14 protein-coding genes are annotated in these 18,489 nt (G+C 40.5%); 9 read left to right on the forward strand and 5 right to left on the reverse strand.

The window, feature by feature from the left end; genetic code table 11:
* Positions 1 to 445: 445 nt before the first annotated feature.
* The 4 genes from HRT96_RS13530 to prlC all read right to left on the reverse strand — a co-directional run bounded on the left by HRT96_RS13530 (position 446) and on the right by prlC (position 7,416).
* A complete protein-coding gene (locus HRT96_RS13530) occupies positions 446 to 1,156 on the reverse strand; it encodes a PAS domain-containing protein (protein ID WP_293157591.1) in 711 nt (236 codons plus the stop codon).
* A gap of 143 nt (positions 1,157 to 1,299) precedes the next feature.
* Positions 1,300 to 2,064: a class I SAM-dependent methyltransferase gene (locus tag HRT96_RS13535; protein WP_293157594.1), complete on the reverse strand. Its 765-nt coding sequence runs from the start codon at positions 2,062 to 2,064 to the stop codon at positions 1,300 to 1,302.
* Positions 2,065 to 2,176: 112 nt separating this feature from the next.
* Positions 2,177 to 5,161, reverse strand: a complete 2,985-nt coding sequence (locus HRT96_RS13540) for an EAL domain-containing protein (RefSeq protein ID WP_293157597.1) — start codon at positions 5,159 to 5,161, stop codon at positions 2,177 to 2,179.
* A 215-nt stretch (positions 5,162 to 5,376) separates the two neighbouring features.
* Positions 5,377 to 7,416 (reverse strand): oligopeptidase A, encoded by a 2,040-nt coding sequence (gene prlC, locus HRT96_RS13545; protein ID WP_293157599.1) that lies wholly within the window; start codon positions 7,414 to 7,416, stop codon positions 5,377 to 5,379.
* Positions 7,417 to 7,671: 255 nt separating this feature from the next.
* On the opposite strand from prlC, the gene gorA reads away from it, so the two are divergent.
* The 9 genes from gorA to HRT96_RS13590 all read left to right on the forward strand — a co-directional run bounded on the left by gorA (position 7,672) and on the right by HRT96_RS13590 (position 17,845).
* Positions 7,672 to 9,027 (forward strand): glutathione-disulfide reductase, encoded by a 1,356-nt coding sequence (gorA, locus tag HRT96_RS13550; RefSeq protein ID WP_293157601.1) that lies wholly within the window; start codon positions 7,672 to 7,674, stop codon positions 9,025 to 9,027.
* A gap of 241 nt (positions 9,028 to 9,268) precedes the next feature.
* The gene (locus HRT96_RS13555) at positions 9,269 to 11,293 is read left to right on the forward strand and encodes a methyl-accepting chemotaxis protein (protein ID WP_293157604.1); all 2,025 of its coding nucleotides are present in this window, start codon (positions 9,269 to 9,271) and stop codon (positions 11,291 to 11,293) included.
* A gap of 176 nt (positions 11,294 to 11,469) precedes the next feature.
* A complete protein-coding gene (locus HRT96_RS13560; RefSeq protein WP_293157607.1) occupies positions 11,470 to 12,375 on the forward strand; it encodes a DMT family transporter in 906 nt (301 codons plus the stop codon).
* Positions 12,376 to 12,610: 235 nt separating this feature from the next.
* Positions 12,611 to 14,401 carry an aminopeptidase P family protein gene (locus HRT96_RS13565; RefSeq protein ID WP_293157610.1) on the forward strand — a complete coding sequence of 597 codons (1,791 nt, stop codon included), beginning with the start codon at positions 12,611 to 12,613 and terminating at the stop codon, positions 14,399 to 14,401.
* A gap of 108 nt (positions 14,402 to 14,509) precedes the next feature.
* Positions 14,510 to 15,391, forward strand: coding sequence for a Dyp-type peroxidase (locus HRT96_RS13570; RefSeq protein ID WP_293157613.1), 882 nt, complete (start codon positions 14,510 to 14,512; stop codon positions 15,389 to 15,391).
* A gap of 26 nt (positions 15,392 to 15,417) precedes the next feature.
* Entirely contained in the window at positions 15,418 to 15,954 is a 537-nt protein-coding gene (locus HRT96_RS13575) for a dihydrofolate reductase family protein (protein WP_293157616.1), read from the forward strand.
* 241 nt (positions 15,955 to 16,195) lie between these two features.
* Complete coding sequence (locus HRT96_RS13580; protein ID WP_293157619.1) at positions 16,196 to 16,651, forward strand: hypothetical protein; 456 nt, start codon at positions 16,196 to 16,198, stop codon at positions 16,649 to 16,651.
* Between the two features lie 14 nt (positions 16,652 to 16,665).
* On the forward strand, positions 16,666 to 17,175 hold the full coding sequence (locus HRT96_RS13585) for a copper chaperone PCu(A)C (RefSeq protein WP_293157622.1): 510 nt from the start codon (positions 16,666 to 16,668) through the stop codon (positions 17,173 to 17,175).
* Between the two features lie 19 nt (positions 17,176 to 17,194).
* Positions 17,195 to 17,845: an SCO family protein gene (locus HRT96_RS13590; protein WP_293157625.1), complete on the forward strand. Its 651-nt coding sequence runs from the start codon at positions 17,195 to 17,197 to the stop codon at positions 17,843 to 17,845.
* Positions 17,846 to 17,862: 17 nt separating this feature from the next.
* Here the strand turns inward: HRT96_RS13590 and HRT96_RS13595 are convergent, their stop codons facing one another.
* The gene (locus HRT96_RS13595; RefSeq protein WP_293157628.1) at positions 17,863 to 18,321 is read right to left on the reverse strand and encodes an Lrp/AsnC family transcriptional regulator; all 459 of its coding nucleotides are present in this window, start codon (positions 18,319 to 18,321) and stop codon (positions 17,863 to 17,865) included.
* Positions 18,322 to 18,489: the final 168 nt, after the last annotated feature.

Genomic DNA, 18,489 nt, shown 5'->3' on the forward strand with positions numbered 1-18,489 from the left:
ATTACATTGATATAATATTTGGTCATTATATCTCTGCAAGTGCTCACACAGATTGCTTGAATAAATTGTTAAAGAGCGTTGACCTTGACGTCTCGCGTCGTAGTCAGGCTGCGTATAATACGGCAACCAGCTTTGAAGTCAAGAACATATTTGAACTTTCTTTCAAGAGGTTTAAAGCGAAACATTCGAATCCCTTAAACACCTTTACTTAGCGGCTGTTGCCGTGTCAGTGAGGTCGCATTATAGAGATCTTCACTTGGTTGGCAAGTTTTATATGTCGCATTAATTCATAATGGTTGATCTGTATGATAATACTACACACGGTGTGTATTAAGTGTCGGATAACAAAACCAAAGTAAAAAAAAGGTGATTATTTATACAATAATCACCTTCTACAACGCGTATATACATCTTCTTTATATACACAATCTAAATGTATGGCTTATTACAGCTCTGCTTCATCCGATTTTATTTGGCGTATATATAAGTACACAGTATGTTTCGAAATATTAAGTTTATCAGCAACCATGTTGATCGCATCTTTAATATCAAAAATACCTTGCTGATGTAATGATATAACGATGTGCTTATTTTTAGCATTATTCGCGATATCAGTACGATTGTTAATATCAGTAATTGTTTCTTCTACAGAGCGGTCAACCAACTCTTCGACTGTTGTCGCAAAATTCTCAGAAGATAGTTCAGTCTCTCTTGCTTCAGGCGTAGGTAAAAGCTCCTGAACAAAATCAATAAACGATGCACCAATATTAATGTTAATACAAATTAAGCCAATAGTTTTTTCTGAACGGTTTTTGATTGCGATCGTCATAGAGCGCATCATTTGGCCATCTTTCGTCTGCGTAAAATACGCTTTAGAACATTGCTTATTTTGTGCAGATATATCTTGTAGCATCTTAAGTGCTAAATCGGTAATAGGTGAACCTTCAACACGACCTGTATTAAAACCATTCTCAATCTTAATAACAGAACGATCTACACTTTCTAATGAGTGTAGGATCACTTCACATTGCTTACCAAATAAAGCAGCAATACCTTCGATAACACCATCATATGATCTTAAAAGACGATGATCTTCATCTGTAAACGTATATGAACTTGTCAATTCATTCTCAATACTATCTAGTTCAAGTAGCACAACTATCCCTCGTCTATAGTTAGGCCCATTGGGGTCGCCAAGTTAGCATAGCTAAACATTAAAAACCTTGAGCCTGACTCCATATATTATATTAAAATAAAATATCTACCCGATATTAATAACTACCTAGCAAACAAAATGAGTTATTTCATTGCTTGCTTTATATAAACATCAAAGCGATTTTTTTTTGTTTCAATTGCCATACTTGGTTCCGCATTTGCGATATGTTCAGCATAATCAGGACGTTTAACAACAACACGCTTCGTTGCAACACGCATTGCCGGTTCAAACAAACCATCTGCATCTAAATCTGCGCCAACTAATGATTGAAATACGCGCATTTCTTTTTTCACTAACGCTGATTTCTTCTTATGTGGGTACATAGGATCAAGGTAAACCACATCAGGAGAAATGCCCAAACCTTCTAACTCGGATAAACTAGATGCAAACACCAATTTTAATCGTGTTGCAATCCAACTACCTATTTCTTCATCTTGCTCTGCACGCTTTAATCCATCTTCTAGTAATGCCGCAACGATAGGTGAACGTTCCAACATCGTCACGTTACAGCCTAAAGATGCTAATACAAATGCATCGCGTCCTAAACCGGCGGTGCCATCAAGTACTGACGGTGTCACGCCTGATTTTAAACCCACTGCTTTTGCAATCGCTTGCCCTTTACCACCGCCGTATTTACGACGATGATTCACGGCGCCACCAGCAAAATCAACATACACAGCGCCGAGTTTCGGTTCATCGAGTTTAAATAACTCAAGGCCCTTATTCGAATATACTAATTGAAATTGAGCATCGGCCATAGGTTCAAGAGAAAATCCCCACTGTTTAGCAAGTCCTGCAATGTGGTCAGAAAAGAGTGGTTCTGTTGTGATTATTTGTATGCTGTTCATGTAAGCCTGATAAGATAAGATTTAATTATTCGGGTTAGAATGCCTATATTAGCAAAAAATTCGAATACAACCTAAATTCAGTTGATGATAAAATGAAGATAGTGAAGGTTATTTAAAAAACGCTTTTATTTTGAGTGATAAACTCGAGTAGCTCATGCAATGGAATAGGACGACACAATAGAAAGCCCTGTGAATAGTCACTTTGTTTCTCTCGTAAGTAACTTAATTGCGCTTGTGTTTCCACGCCCTCGGTGACGACTTTCATCCCTAGATTATGCACAATAGTAATGATGCCATCTAACAATAAGTTATCTTGTTGGTTCTCTGGAATATTCATTATAAAACTACGATCAATTTTAACAATATCCGCAGGCAAACTACGGAGATAATTTAATGATGAATAACCAGTACCAAAATCATCGATCGCGATTTTTACACCCGCTTGTTTTAACGCATTAATACGTTGCATATACTGACCGTCCATATCCATCAGTAAACTTTCGGTGATCTCCATAGTTACCGAGCCATAAGGCAGGTTATGTGAAGATATCACCTTCAACCATTCTGACGCTTGCATATCAATCGTCTTAAATTCCAAACTGGAACGATTAATACTCATTTCCATATACGGAAAGCCTGCTTCATGCAATATGTTCAGATCACAACATGCCTGATCGAGTACATATTCGCCCAAGCTTTGGATAAGTCCGCCCTCTTCAGCAAGCGGAATAAACTCAGCGGGTGAAATAAAACCTCTATCCGGATGCAGCCAACGAACTAAAGCTTCTAGTTTATCTATTTTACCCGTAACGTTATCAACAATAGGTTGATAATAAACGTCAAGACTACCGTGTTTTATTGCTTCCGCTAATTCAACAACGGTTTGATGTTTAAGGATCGCAGCATCACTTAACGCCTGTGTAAAAGAGACACATTGATTACGACCTTTACGCTTGGCTTCAAATATTGCTTGTTCTGCACTTTGCATTAATGCTTCGACCGATAACCCATCTTCAGGGTACATAGTAATACCGACCGATGCGGTTATATAACGCTGCTGATTTGAGAGTTGATAAGCTTGCGCAAATACACCTTGTAACTGTTTCGCATAAACTTCTGCTTGGCGCTTATTGACCACATCAGGGATAATGAAGGCGAATTCATCTCCATCAATACGGGCAAGAAAATCACTATCTCTACTACGGTATTTTAGTCGTTCAGTCGTCTCTTTTAATAAGCGATCACCAGCCATGAAATCTTCTGAATTATTTATTGATTTGAAGTCATCAAGATCAATGTAAATGATGGCAAATTTTTGGTCATGTTTAGCTGATTTATCGATAATATGACGCATCTCAGCACTAAAATATTGGCGGTTAGGTAAACCGGTCAGCGTATCAAAGTTAGACTGGGTAATAATCTGCTGTTCTGTTTTCTTGTCTTCGGTCACATCACTAAAAACGGCAAAGAAATATTTAAGCTTATCGCCTTCTTTAATACTCGACAGAGTCACTTGTTGTGCAAATATCTCGCCAGCACGGTTACGACTCCAGATAACACCTTTCCATTCATTGTGCTTTAGCAATGCTTCGGCTATATCATGATAGAACTGTTCATCATGGACACCTGATCGTAATAAATCATGCGTACGCCCTATCGCATCTTCGGCGCTATAACCTGTGATAGTTTCAAATGCCGGATTAACATCAATAATTTTTTCATTGGCATCACACAACATAATGCCTTCAGCACTGTGTCTGTATACACTTTCAATAATAGACAGACGTTGCCGATTATCTTGTTCTTCAGTGATATCTTGAATGGTATTCATAAAATACTGAATATTATTAGCATTATCTCTTATCGCTGTCACCGTTAACTTCGTCCATAATATACTGCCGTCACGATGACGATAGCGTGTATTAAGGGTAAAGTTATTACGCTTATTGGCATATATTTCTTGATAGTACTCTTCAAACTGTTCTTTATCTTCATCAAAATATAAGTGTAAGCTACTGGTATTCAACGTACCTTGCTCACGTAAACGATGAAAATCTTCCAATTCATAACCAAACATGTGACATGCTTGTTTATTTACCCATTTAATTTCACGATTAGCATTAAGTTTAATTAATCCTACCGGTGTTGTGGCTAAAACAGTTTCAAGAATACGCTCTTGCGCTGATGCTCTTTTCTTGGTTAATTCTTCAGCTGTAATATCCTTACTGATGCAATCAAGGCGATACACTTTCCCTCTTTCATCGGCAATAGGATAGATATCACTTTGGATACGCTTGGAATTTCCCTTTAATGTGGTGATATTAAAAATAGTGCGTATCGAGGTTGTTGAGTTTGATGCCATCGCAGATTGAAAATCACGTAATACACTAGGTTTATCAAAAAAATCAACCAAGGCTAATAACGCATCAAATTGATTAATCTCTTTGACGTTATCCGTTTCAATAATATTCGCCACAGAGTCAGAGCATTCTAATCTATCTTGCTCTATAAAATAGCTCCAACTGCTTAATCGACCTTTGGCTATATTGTCTTCCAACCACAAAGTATACGCACTCAACTCCGCTGGCATATCGGAAGTAGTAGCCGTTATCGGTAGCATGTTAATTTGTTTAGGTTGGAGTTCTCTTTCTAAAAAACCAGACACTAACCGGATTAAATTTAATTCGAGTTTATGTTTAGACAGTTTACGAGGGAAAAATGCAGATAAAATACCAATAGCTCTTCCGCATGAATCATTAAGGCGGATACCTAAATAAGCTTCAGCGTGCCATTCATGTAATTGCGTTTGTTCTGGAAATCGAGGTACTAAACCTTGCTCATATTCAGCATAGCCATGTTGATAAGCTGCAAAACAAGGCATGGATTTAAAATCGATAACAACATCAGCATCAAGAACACCTTGTTGTAGACAAGACAAAATAGATAAGTCAAAAGTTTGAGGACAAACAGTCGCGACATAAAGCGTATCAATACGCAGTAATGACGCTAAATTAGTCAGAAAAAAATCAAGATGATTAGTTTCCAACAATTGTGTCGTATCAATATTTATATCACTAAGTGTGAGAGTTTCAACCATACATCCTTATCCACAAATTCGATTAGTTTAGCTGCAGTAGATTGATATCCTTTTCAATTATTACCATAGCTCATCTAAAACTATGGTAATACTTTAGCACTAAAAATAAAGTGGTAAATATCACGCGGAGATAATACACAATTTACCACTATTTTAAAATCAAAACCGAACGATAACCTCTACAACCTATCAGTTATAGCAAGTTATCCATTGCGTTAGCTAATGCCAGAATGATTTAATAACGCATACGTGCTTGGTTTACGTCCGCGGAACTTCACAAATAATGACATTGGCGTATCGCTACCGCCACGTTCAAGTACGCAACGCATAAAGTCACGACCTGTCTCGGCATTAAAAATACCTTCGTCTTCAAAACGAGAGAATGCGTCAGCGGATAACACTTCAGCCCATTTATAGCTGTAATAACCGGCTGCATAACCACCAGCAAAAATATGTGAAAAACCATTTTGGAAACGATTAAATTCTGGTGCCGATAATACCGATACCTTGTCTCTTACCGAATTTAATACCGATTGAATATTTGAACCTTGCGCGGGGTTATATTCCATGTGCATACGGAAATCAAATAAGCCCAATTCAATTTGGCGTAACATGCCCATTGCTGAGTTAAAGTTCTTCGCGGCTAATAGTTTGTCTAACATAGCTTGTGGTAATGGTTCATCGGTTTCGTAATGACCCGAAATAAACGCCAGTGCTTCTTCTTGCCAGCACCAGTTTTCCATAAACTGACTTGGTAGTTCAACAGCATCCCAAGGCACACCGTTAATACCCGATACCGCAGCCGGGATCACTTTAGTTAACATGTGATGCAAACCATGGCCAAATTCATGGAATAACGTGGTCACTTCATTATGGGTAAATAGCGCAGGTTTATCACCCACCGGTTTATTAAAGTTACAGGTTAAGTAAGCAACAGGTTTTTGTAATTCGCCATCGGCTTTAATACGATGCGTTAGGCAATCATTCATCCAAGCACCGCCACGTTTATGTTCACGCGCGTACAAATCCAGATAAAAACTACCGCGTAACTCGCCCTCGTCATCAAATATCTCAAAGAAACGCACATCTTTGTGCCAAGACTCTACACCAAGCTCTTCGATAATATTTAGGCCAAATAAACGCTTAACCACTTCGAACATGCCTTTGACAACGCGATCTTCAGGAAAATACGGACGTAGTTCTTCATCAGAGATGGTGTATTTAGCTTGTTTTAACTTTTCAGCATAAAATGTCAGATCCCATGCTTCTAATTTTTGCGCCATAAAGTTATCTTTGGCAAAAGCTTGGATTTCAGCTAATTCAACTTCTGCTTGAGAAAACGACTTATCGGCAAGGTCAGATAAAAATTCTATTACTTGCGCTGGTGTTTCGGCCATTTTAGTGGCTAATGATTTTTCGGCAAAGTGAGCAAAGCCTAATAATTCCGCAAGCTCATGACGCAGTGCAATGATCTCGTCCATTATCGCCGAATTATCCCATTTACCTGCATTTGGACCAACATCCGATGCACGAGTACAGAATGCTTCGTATACTTCACGGCGTAATTCTCGATTTTCAGAATACATCATCACCGGTAAGTAGCTTGGGAAATCTAAGGTAAATAGATAACCCGTTAATGACTTACTTTCTGCCGTTGCTTTGGCGGCTGCTTTTGCAGACTCTGGTAAACCGATAAGCAGAGCTTCGTCAGTGATCTCTTTCTGCCAACCTAACGTGGCATCCATGACATTATTACTAAATGTTGATGTTAACTGAGATAAACGTTTACTGATTTCACCATAACGCTGTTTGTCATTATCAACTAAATCAATCCCAGATAATCTAAAATCACGCAGTGCATTGGTGATCACTTTTTGCTGCGCTGTTGATAACGTGGCGAATTCACTGCTGTCATGTAAACGCTGATACGCTAAAAACAAAGCTTGGTTCTGCCCAACCTTAGTTTGGTATTCAGACAGTAATGGTAAGCAAGCATCATGGGCTTCACGTAATTCATCACCGCTCACCACTGCATTTAAGTGGCCAATAGGCGACCAAACACGTCCTAACCGATCATCACTTTCTTCTAAAGGCGCAACCAAATTAGCCCAAGTAACAGTATCTTCATTCGCTAATACGTTAACAATAACCGCTTCACAATCGGCAATTGCCTGCGTTACGGCAGGCACAATATGCTCGGGTTTAATACTCGCAAATGGGGGTAAACCTGTCATAGTCAAAAGTGGGTTAGTCATAGAGTCATCCTATTTATAATGATATTAATTAGTTAATGCGGCTATAAAATGATAATTTCAAGTATAGCGAGTAAATATCGGGAAACGCTTTACGCATAACATTTTGCATTGATAGGTAAAAGTAATGGCCGTGAATGGCTTTACCTACTAATAATATCTGTCAATTCAGTTTAAACTGTGTAATTAACTTTATTAAAAACAAGGCATGAACTTAGACATATAATAAGTTCATCTCCTCAATTAAGGACTATAAATATGTCACAGCATTTTGATTATATTGCCATTGGTGGTGGTAGCGGCGGTATTGCATCTGCAAACAGAGCGTCAATGTACGGTAAAAAAGTGGCCATCATCGAAGCCAATGCGCTGGGCGGCACTTGTGTTAATGTTGGTTGCGTACCGAAAAAAGTGATGTGGCATGGCGCTCAGATCGCCGAAGCAATGCACCTTTATGCAAAAGACTATGGCTTTGATGTTGAAAATAAAGGCCTTGATTGGGGTAAATTAGTTGCTGCTCGCGAAGCTTACATTGGTCGCATTCACACCTCTTATGACAATGTACTGGGCAACAACAAGGTTACTGTGATCAAAGGTTTTGCTACCTTTGTAGATAAAAACACAGTAAGCGTAAATGGTGAAACGTACACCGCCGATCATATCCTGATCGCAACTGGTGGCGCACCAACAATTCCGAATGTACCTGGCGCTGAGCACGGTATTGATTCAAATGGTTTCTTTGAGTTAACAGAACAACCAAAACGCGTTGCAGTTATCGGTGCCGGTTATATTGCGGTTGAACTCGCAGGCGTATTACACGGACTCGGCAGCGAAACACATTTATTTGTGCGTAAAGAATCGCCACTGCGTAGCTTTGATCCAATTTTGATTGATACGCTGGTTGAGGTAATGAATACCACAGGTCCAAAATTACATACCCATTCAGTACCCAAAGAAGTCGTGAAAGAAGCAGATGGCTCTATCACCTTACATCTTGAGAATGGCGAATCACAAAATGTTGATACCCTAATCTGGGCTATCGGTCGTCATCCTTCAACAGACAAAATAAACCTTGCAGTAACGGGCGTTGAAACCGATGACCGTGGTTACATCAAAGTAGATGAATACCAAAACACCAATGTTGATGGCATCTATTGTGTGGGTGATATCATGGCAGGTGGTGTTGAGCTAACACCTGTCGCTGTTAAAGCGGGCCGTCAATTGTCAGAACGCTTATTTAACGGTAAAACCACCGCTAAAATGGATTACAACCTGATCCCTACCGTGGTATTTAGCCACCCACCGATTGGTACTATCGGTTTAACAGAAGCAGAAGCCATTGCCCAGTACGGCGAAGACAACGTAAAAGTATACCAATCTGGTTTTACTGCTATGTATACCGCAATTACTTCAAACCGCCAGCCTTGTAAAATGAAATTGGTTTGTGCCGGTGAAGAAGAAACCGTTGTCGGTCTACACGGCATTGGCTTTGCTGCTGACGAAATGATCCAAGGTTTTGGTGTCGCGATGAAAATGGGCGCAACCAAAGCAGATTTCGATAGCGTCGTTGCCATCCACCCGACTGGCTCAGAAGAATTTGTGACAATGCGCTAGATCTAACTCGTATTCTGGTGTGCATATAATTGCTATGCGCACCAACTTTCCCTCTTTCATTTCAATAATATTCTTTATCTCGCTATAGAGATCACGAAACGACACCTTCCTTGTTAAATACGTACACAAAATACTTAACATTCATTCAACAACTAGATATATTACTCATGCTTTGGCATTAGTCATTTAACCATACTTAGAAGACTAACTATTCACTCACCATATTGATAAGGATATTTTTATGGGCACATTATTACAACCAATCACCTACCTGATTAGTCGATTATCATTTCAGAAAAAGTTTGGATTAGTTGTCTTGCTACTTGCTACACCGATTGTATTTTTTTCATTTACAATTATCTCGCAAACCCAAAAAGATATTGCTTTTGCAGAATCAGAACTGCAAGGTTATCAACTACTGCAAGCCTTACCAGAGGTTGCCAACAAGCTGATTGATTATCGCCATTTGCTCAGTGTAGAAGTCGCAGAGCTCGAACCAGGTGATGACAAAATACAACAAGCACAAGTGCTCGCAGAAAACACCTTCAATCAATATTACCGCAGCTATACCGCGGCAACTGGATTACAATTATCGGCGTTTGATAAGATCACGACCGATTGGCAACAACTCAAAGCAGACAGTGATTTTTTATTACCAGAAGAGATTTTCTACGCTATCGATTTGATGTTAGAAAACCTGCGTATCGGTACCCGTGAGATCAACAGCGAAAGTAAATTATTGTTTGATTCACAGCTCAGTAGCTATTACCTGATTAATTTAACCCAAAGTCAGTTGCCAAAATTAACCGATTTCGCTTATCAAGTAACAGACAAAGCCGCTGAAACAGCCGCGTTTGCCGCGTTTACAGCCAACAGCTTCGATGATTTAAGTCGCCGCATTGATCAACTTAGTATTATCTTTTCTGCAGCCGACAATGATGTGCAAGTATTAGTGGCAATTAATCCTGATTATCGCAACACCTTAATCACACCTCTCGATCAGATAAAAACCACCATGGCAACCCTCGAAGACCTACTCGACCGCCAGTTAATCAATACCGTATCCGCCGAGATCAAAATTGATCCAAATACCCTTTATCGTTTGGGTGAAGCGTTACGGATCAAAATCAATAATTTGTATCAAGTTGCCTTTCACACGCTCGGTAATGAAATAACCGTTAGACTCAGTGAAAAAAACAGCGAGCTAAATATTTTTTACACCATACTGATCGTCTTATTCGTGGTTTGTGTGGTGATCTTATTAAGTATTTATATCTCACTAACAGAGACTCTTCGCAGTATCAGTCAAGTCGCCCAAAATGTATCAAATGGCGACCTGTCGCAAAATGTGAAGATTGTCAGCAATGACGAACTGGCTATTATTGCCCAACACTTCAACAGCACCATTGATGGCATGCGCACGTTAGTCAAGCAACTCAATAGCAGTGCCGTTGATGTGCATAGTTCAGTCCAGGACATTAAAGATAAAACCAACTCAGCAGAAACCACCATTACTGCACAACAAACGGAAACCCATCAAATAGCGGCGGCAATAAAACTGATGGCGGCCACATCAACGGAGATGGCCATTAATGCCAATGATGCAACCTGTGCCACACGTGATGCAGAACGGGCTGTTTTAGAAGGTAAACAAGTTGTTGACCAAACGATCATCGCCATTAATGCCATTGCTTCAGAGGTACAAACATCAAGTGAAACCATCCAGAAACTGGAAAATCATTGCACCGATATTGGGGGTGTGGTTGAAGTGATCAGGAGTATTGCCGACCAGACTAATTTGTTAGCACTCAATGCTGCGATTGAAGCTGCCAGAGCCGGAGAGCAAGGTCGAGGTTTTGCCGTGGTAGCCGATGAAGTGAGAACGCTAGCAAGCCGTACACAGCAATCGACGAATGAGATCCAAGTGATGATTGAGCGTGTCCAAGCTGGCGCGAAAGAATCCGTAAAAGTGATGGCCATAGGTAGAGAGCAAGCCAACATGGGCGTAATGCAGGCCAAAGAAGCCTCAAATACTTTTGAAGCCATTACCTTATCCGTCGATAAGATCGTTTCACTCAATAACCAAATAGCCAGTGCGATTGAAGAACAAAGTCTCGCCGCAGAAGAAATAGAGCGTAATGTCAGTAATGTATCAGCGGGAGCAGACTCTGCTCGCGCGGTCGCGACAGGAGCGACCCAGTCCGCACATAACTTGTTAACCGTGGCAGATAAATTATCGGAAGTAGCCGAGGAATACGTTTTTTAAAATCACCGTATTAGCACTCTTGGATTAAGTAAAGTGGTGGCTTGAGCGTGTTTTTATTGCTTTAAGCTACCACTTATTTATTTGAATATAATTTTCCAGCATGAAACACTAGATCTGAATAAACTTGCCGATTACACTGCTAACACGCATTTTCCTCCCCCTCGAAATTGGTACTCATGAAAAATCAAAAAAAGGCAATGCTGTTCGGCTTGATAGCGGTATTACTCTGGTCCACGGTGGCCTCTGCATTTAAAATTACCCTTAGCCATTTTGCGCCAATTCAAATGGTTTTAATTGCCTCACTGACCAGTATCGTTTTATTACTGGGAATTGCCTACCAACAAAAAAAACTGCACCTACTCAAGCAATACTTTATCAAACAACCGTTGTTCTATTTAACGCTTGGGATAATTAATCCATTTCTCTATTATTTAGTGTTGTTTAAGGCTTATGACTTATTGCCCGCATCACAAGCGCAAGCATTAAATTACACTTGGGCAATCACCCTCACATTATTGTCAGTGCCTTTCTTAGGGCAGAAGATCCGGAAAAAAGACTGGGTGGCTATCTTATTCAGCTATACCGGGGCACTAATCATTGCCACTAAAGGTGATCTGTTAGGGCTGAATTTTGAAAGTCCACTTGGGGTGGCACTGGCATTATTAAGCACCTTGATTTGGGCCAGTTATTGGATCGTTAATGCCAGGAATAACAATGATCCTATCGTTAGTTTATTACTTGGATTTTTATTAAGTCTCCCGTTTACCTTCGTCGCTACCGCATTACTCGCTGATTTTAATTTTGACTCCATAGAGGGGATCCTTGGTGCGATTTATATCGGTTTTTTTGAAATGGGTATTTCATTTATATTGTGGTTAATGGCCATTAAATTAGCGACGAATACCGCGCAAGTCAGTAATCTTATCTTTATCTCGCCGTTTATATCACTCTTCTTACTCAGTCGAATTGTGGGTGAAGAGATCCACCCATCAACCTTTATCGGCTTAGTGACCATTATCGTGGGGCTCGTGATCCAACAAATTAACTGGCGTAAAAAACGTCGTACCGTAACAGCGAAATAATAGCGACACTCGGTGGCTGATAACCAAGTTCAGCCACCAGCAACGTTAAATGAAGCAGTAAATAGTGACTTAATCGCAATTTAATTACTGAAAATATCACAATCCCCATTACCTCCTCTTGCATATCTAAAGCCTAACAGGTTAATGTTTCAGTATTATCTCTTTCTATAACCAGAACATGAACCTATAAAATGCAGAATATCGCGTCAGGTGACATGACAAACCGGACAGCAAGATGCCTCAAGCAATAGAACAGAAATTAGCAGCAATACGTGCACATATGGATGCCGCAAACTTAGACGCATTTATCGTTCCCCGCGCAGATGAATACCTTGGCGAGTATGTACCAGCACATAACGAACGTTTATTATGGTGCAGTGACTTTACCGGCTCTGCAGGCACAGTCATCATTTTAAAAGACCGCGCCGCCATTTTTACCGATGGTCGTTATACTATTCAGGTTAAGCAGCAAGTTAATGGCGAGTGTTTTGAGTTTTATCATCTTATCGACACACCACATGTTGCTTGGTTAAGTGAACAACTGTCCGCTAATGCCAATGTCGGTTATGACGCCAAAGTACATAATTTAAATTGGCATAACGCCAGCAAAAATACCTTAGCAGATAAACAAATAAACTTAGTGGCAGTCGATGCTAACCCAATTGATTTAAGCTGGTCAGATAGACCGACACCAACAGAAAATGTAGGCCTGTTACTCGACGAGCAATACACAGGTCAATCCAGTTTAAAAAAACGCCAACAGATCGGCGTTGATATCGCCAAGCAAGGTGCTGATGCAGTTATTATCAGCGCGTTAGATTCTATTGCTTGGTTATTAAATATCCGAGGTAAAGACATTCATTGTTTCTGCGTGATCTTAGGCAGTGCGGTATTACGTAAAGATGGTTCCATGACGTTCTTCACCAATCCAGCGAAGATCCCGGCAGGTTTCCAGGAACACGTTGGCGCAGGTGTCGAGATTGTTGATGAAGCACAAGCAACAGCCACTTACCAAGCCCTAGGTGAGCAACAACTGCAGGTATTGGCCGATCCAGAAGCATCAAATGCATTTAGCCAGTTAACCGCACAACAAGCTGGTGCCACCCTAATTGCTGGCAATGATCCAGTCGCATTACCAAAAGCGTGTAAAAATGCCGTTGAACTTGCGGGTATGCGTGCCTCACATATTCGTGATGGAGCTTCTGAAGTACGCTTCCTAAATTGGCTAGAAACAGAAGTAGCCGCGGGCCGTTTGCATGATGAAGCCTATCTGTCTGACAAACTGACAAATTTCCGCGCATCGAACGAGAACTTCGTTGAATTAAGTTTTGACACTATTTCGGCTGCTGGTGCTAACGCCGCAATGTGCCACTACAATCATAACAATGGTGTACCAGCACAGTTACCAATGGACAGCATTTACTTAGTTGACTCTGGAGCCCAATATCTTGATGGCACAACCGATATCACCCGTACCGTTGCGATTGGGTCACCAAGTGCCGAACACAAAAAAATGTTCACCCTGGTATTAAAAGGTCATATCGCACTGGCTAAAATGAAGTTCCCAGCAGGCACTAACGGTGGTCAGTTGGATTCACTGGCGCGTCAATTTTTATGGCAACAAGGTTATGACTATGACCACGGAACTGGACACGGTGTTGGCTGCTTCTTGAATGTACACGAAGGTCCACACCGTATTGGTAAGAACTCGAACGGCGTAGCATTAGAGCCAGGCATGGTGGTATCCAATGAGCCGGGTTACTACAAACAAGATGAATACGGCATCCGTTGTGAGAATCTAATTTATGTGGTTGCTAAAGATAATGGCCATGATGGTAAAGTATTTTACGAATTTGAAACATTAACACTGGTTCCTTTTGATTTGCATCTGATAGATCAACAACGACTCTCACAAGACGAAGTAAACTGGATCAATGCTTATCACACGCAAGTACGTGCCGCATTATCACCATTGTTAACCGGTGCTGATTTACACTGGTTATCTCAGGCTACACGCACTATTTAAGTTTATACCCAAGCTAGTCTCTGATATAGCATCTTGAAGTAACTTGGGTATATATATTCTATAACCAATCTAAGCGATTAGATTGGTTATGCATTAAAAGGAGTTGGCATGACCCAACCACAAAACGCTATTTTTAACGAACAAAGTCAAAGCTACCATCATTTAGAGTACAAATTTAAAGACGATGTTTATTTAGCAAACATTCAGAGTGCACTGCAAACGGCACTATGCAAACGAACCGCTGACATGAACATTGTTGTTGCTTTTGGTCGTAACGCCACCAATACCCTATTACCTGATTTACAACTTAACGCATTTGACGACTTTACCGAGATAGCGAGTCCGCATGGAAAAAAAGCCATCGCTAGTCAAGGTGATGTCATGTTTTGGATCCACAGCGACAATGCCAGCCATACCTTAGAGCAAGCATTTCATATCCAATCAGCGCTAAGTAAAATTGCCGATAACCAGTTGGATATTTCCGGGTTCCAGTACCATAAAAACCGTGATTTAATTGGTTTTGTTGATGGCACAGCCAATCCCAAAGAAGATGCGCGCCAATTAGCCTCACTGATCCCCGAAGGTCAGCCAGGCGTGGGTGGTAGCTTCGTGTTATCACAAAAATGGGTACATGATTTAGCAAGCTTCAATGCGATGCCAGTACCGGAACAAGAAGCAGTTGTAGGCCGTACCAAAGAAGATGATATCGAGTTATCCGGCGATGCGATGCCAGCGAATTCACACGTTAGCCGTACCGACGTATCGGGCATGAAAATATACCGTCGTAGTTCACCTTATGGTAACGCATCCGAACACGGACTATACTTTTTAGCATTCGCATGTGAACAATTACGCTTTACCACTCAACTACAACGTATGTACGGAATACCTGATGGCATCACTGATAGACTCATTGATTATTCAGATGCAGTAACAGGATCATACTGGTTTGCCCCTTCTCAAACAGAACTAGATACATTGATGAATTAACTTACATACAACCGGGAGCGATGATTATGTCTAACGTAATTTTGTATATAGCGACTAGCCTTGATGGCTATATTGCCAAAATGGACCATGACATTTCATGGCTCTCAAATGTAGAAGTAAAAGGTGAGGATTATGGCTATCGAGATTTTTTCGATGGTATCAGTGCCGTCATTATGGGTAACACATCCTTTCAGGTCATCAAAGATTTTGATGATTGGCCATACGCCGACAAGCAATGCTTTGTCGCTTCTCACTCACCCGATATTACCCCGAATGATAACGTTACTTTTATTACCGATCCTGCAGCAACGATCAAACAATTAAAAGCCAGCTCGAAGGGGAATATTTGGTTACTTGGGGGCGCAAACTTGGCCGATTCCTTATTACGTCTTGATCTTGTAGATGAATTAATGTTGTCCACCATTCCTATCTTACTCGGCAACGGTATACGTTTATTTAACGCCCCCCTACCAGAACTAGGGGTCACACTATTATCCTCTCAATCCTATCGGTCGGGACTGATACAAACACATTATAAGATAATCAAGAACAACAAAAATTAATGATAAATACTCACGCTATCAATACGGTTGATGCCAAAAATATAGTTAACGGCATCGCCTTGCTTCGGGCTAACAATCTTTCCCTCCCTTTAAATACCGTCAAAACAAGTGCTAACCTACGCTTTCCTATATTTACAGTTTATCTACATCAAAAAATAAAGTAATATTATGTTATTCATCGTTTTATTATAAAACGAATATCCTTTTTCGAATCTAATTATAAGTATAAGAGTCTTTATCCATGTCTAAATGGTTAACAGCTGGTGTGAGTATTATCTCTATCGCCGTAGTCGGTTATTTCAACGTCTTCTATCAGCCCCAGCAGGATCTCAACCGCATTCAATTACCACTGCAGCAAGACTGTCGTGTTAATCAACAAGAATGTCAGGTTCAGTTAACGCCAGAACAAACAATTTCGCTGTCGATCACACCATTCAATGCAAAGCCGATGACGCCATTATCGATAAATTTAAACGGCACTCGCATTGATAATGCCAGCATTACGATTAACGGGATGAATATGAGCATGCCCGGCTTTCCTACCGCACTGAATGCGATTGAGAAGGATAAATACCACGCTGAGACAGCGCTAGCGATCTGCGTATTAGGTGAAATGTTATGGCAAGCAGATTTAACCATCACAGTTGCTGGTCAACCTTATTTGATACCGTTTCAATTTACCACGACGACTAATTAACTCAGGACAAAATAATGCAAAAATCAATAATAACCACACTGATCGCGACTGCTATCTTTTCCGCAGCACCGACGTTTGCAGCTGAAAAAACTAACATCATGATCATGGATGCCTGGGTTCGTGCAGCGCCATCATCAGCAAAAGTGCAAGCCGCTTTTTTCAACGTGATGAATCACAATAATAAACCAATCGTGATCACCAATGTTGAAGCACAAGGTTTTGGCCGTAGCGAGCTGCATTTATCTGGCAAAAAAGACGGCATGATGACAATGCAAAAGCAGCAGCAAATAACGATCCCTGCAAACACTATTTTTCAGTTTAAGCCGGGTGGCTACCATGTGATGTTATTAGAACCAAGCAAGATCGCAGCGCCGGGTGAAGTGGTTAATGTATCGTTTACGTTATTAAATGGTGAAACAATCACTGCTAAAATGCCTGTTAAGCGTGACAACAGTCAAGCTAAAATGGATCACAACAAAATGGATCATAGCAAAATGGACCACGCGAATATGAAACATAATTAGTTTCGACAAAGGGACTCGAATGAAAAAATCTAAGGCTATCATCGCTGCGGGTATTATCGGCCTTAGCGCGCTTGGCGCTCTGGTTGCCAATAATATGCAACAGCCAAGTTTACCGACATTCACGACAGCTTACGCACAACCTCAGCAAGTAACCCTGCCAGATGTCGTTCTCGGCAATAATCAAGTACACACTAGTGCCTTGTTTAAAGATAAATGGTCATTAGTATTCTTCGGTTATGCTAGCTGCCCAGACGTTTGTCCGACCGAGCTATACAATCTCAATAATATTGCAAGCATCATGACTGCGGCTGGTAAAACCATGCCACAAGTGGTCTTTATCTCTGTCGACCCACAACGAGATAGTAATGAGATGCTGACCACGTACGCGCAATTTTATAACGATGAATTCATCGGGATCACAGGTGAAACCAGCGAGATAGATAAATTAGTGGCTAGCTTTGGGGTTATTTATCAAAAAACGTTTTTAGCTAATAATGGTCAGTATGTCTCTGTGCCTTACAGTAGTCCAATTCCAGAAGACCAGCGTGAAAGCTATTTGATTAACCATTCTTCTCGATTATATTTAGTTAATCCAGCAGGAAAGTATGTAGCGGCATTTGCACCGCCCCATAGCGCGAGAAAAATAGCGGCAGACCTGCTTAAGTTATAATAATGCAGAGCTCGTTATTAAGAGATCGGTAATTGCGTCGTATTTTTTAACCTTTCCATGGCAAAGGACGAAGTCACATCGGTTAAACCATCGACACAATTAACCAATCGTTTATAAAACACATCAAATGCCGCCATGTCTTTTACTAATACCTTCATCATGTAATCGTATTCTCCGGCCATACGATAAAACTCGATCACTTCAGCAAACTCATTGACACTAACAACAAATTTCTTAAACCAACTATCACTGTGATTTTGAGTTTTGATATTAACAAAGGCGGTCAGTGCGAGGCCGAGTTTTTGCTCATTAAGTAAAGCCACACGGCGTAAAATATAGCCATTATCTTCTAAACGTTTTAATCGTTTCCAGCAAGGTGAGACCGTTAAACTTACTTTGTCGGCAAGATCAGCAATTGACAGCGATGCATCGCGCTGCAACAAATCTAAAATCAATTTATCCTTCGAATCTAACATAGTGAAGTAATTCCTTTCTTTAAAAATCCAATTAAGGACATTCTAATCTCAACCATCGTGCTTGGTAAATAGTTTCGGGGATAGTTGCGGTACACGTAGGATAAACCGCTTAATAAATAGATAAAATAACACTAGAATAAGTACCTGGCTCGCACTCTGGCCGCCATT

The organism is Moritella sp., assembly GCF_013215705.1.
Classification (GTDB): Bacteria; Pseudomonadota; Gammaproteobacteria; order Enterobacterales; family Moritellaceae; genus Moritella.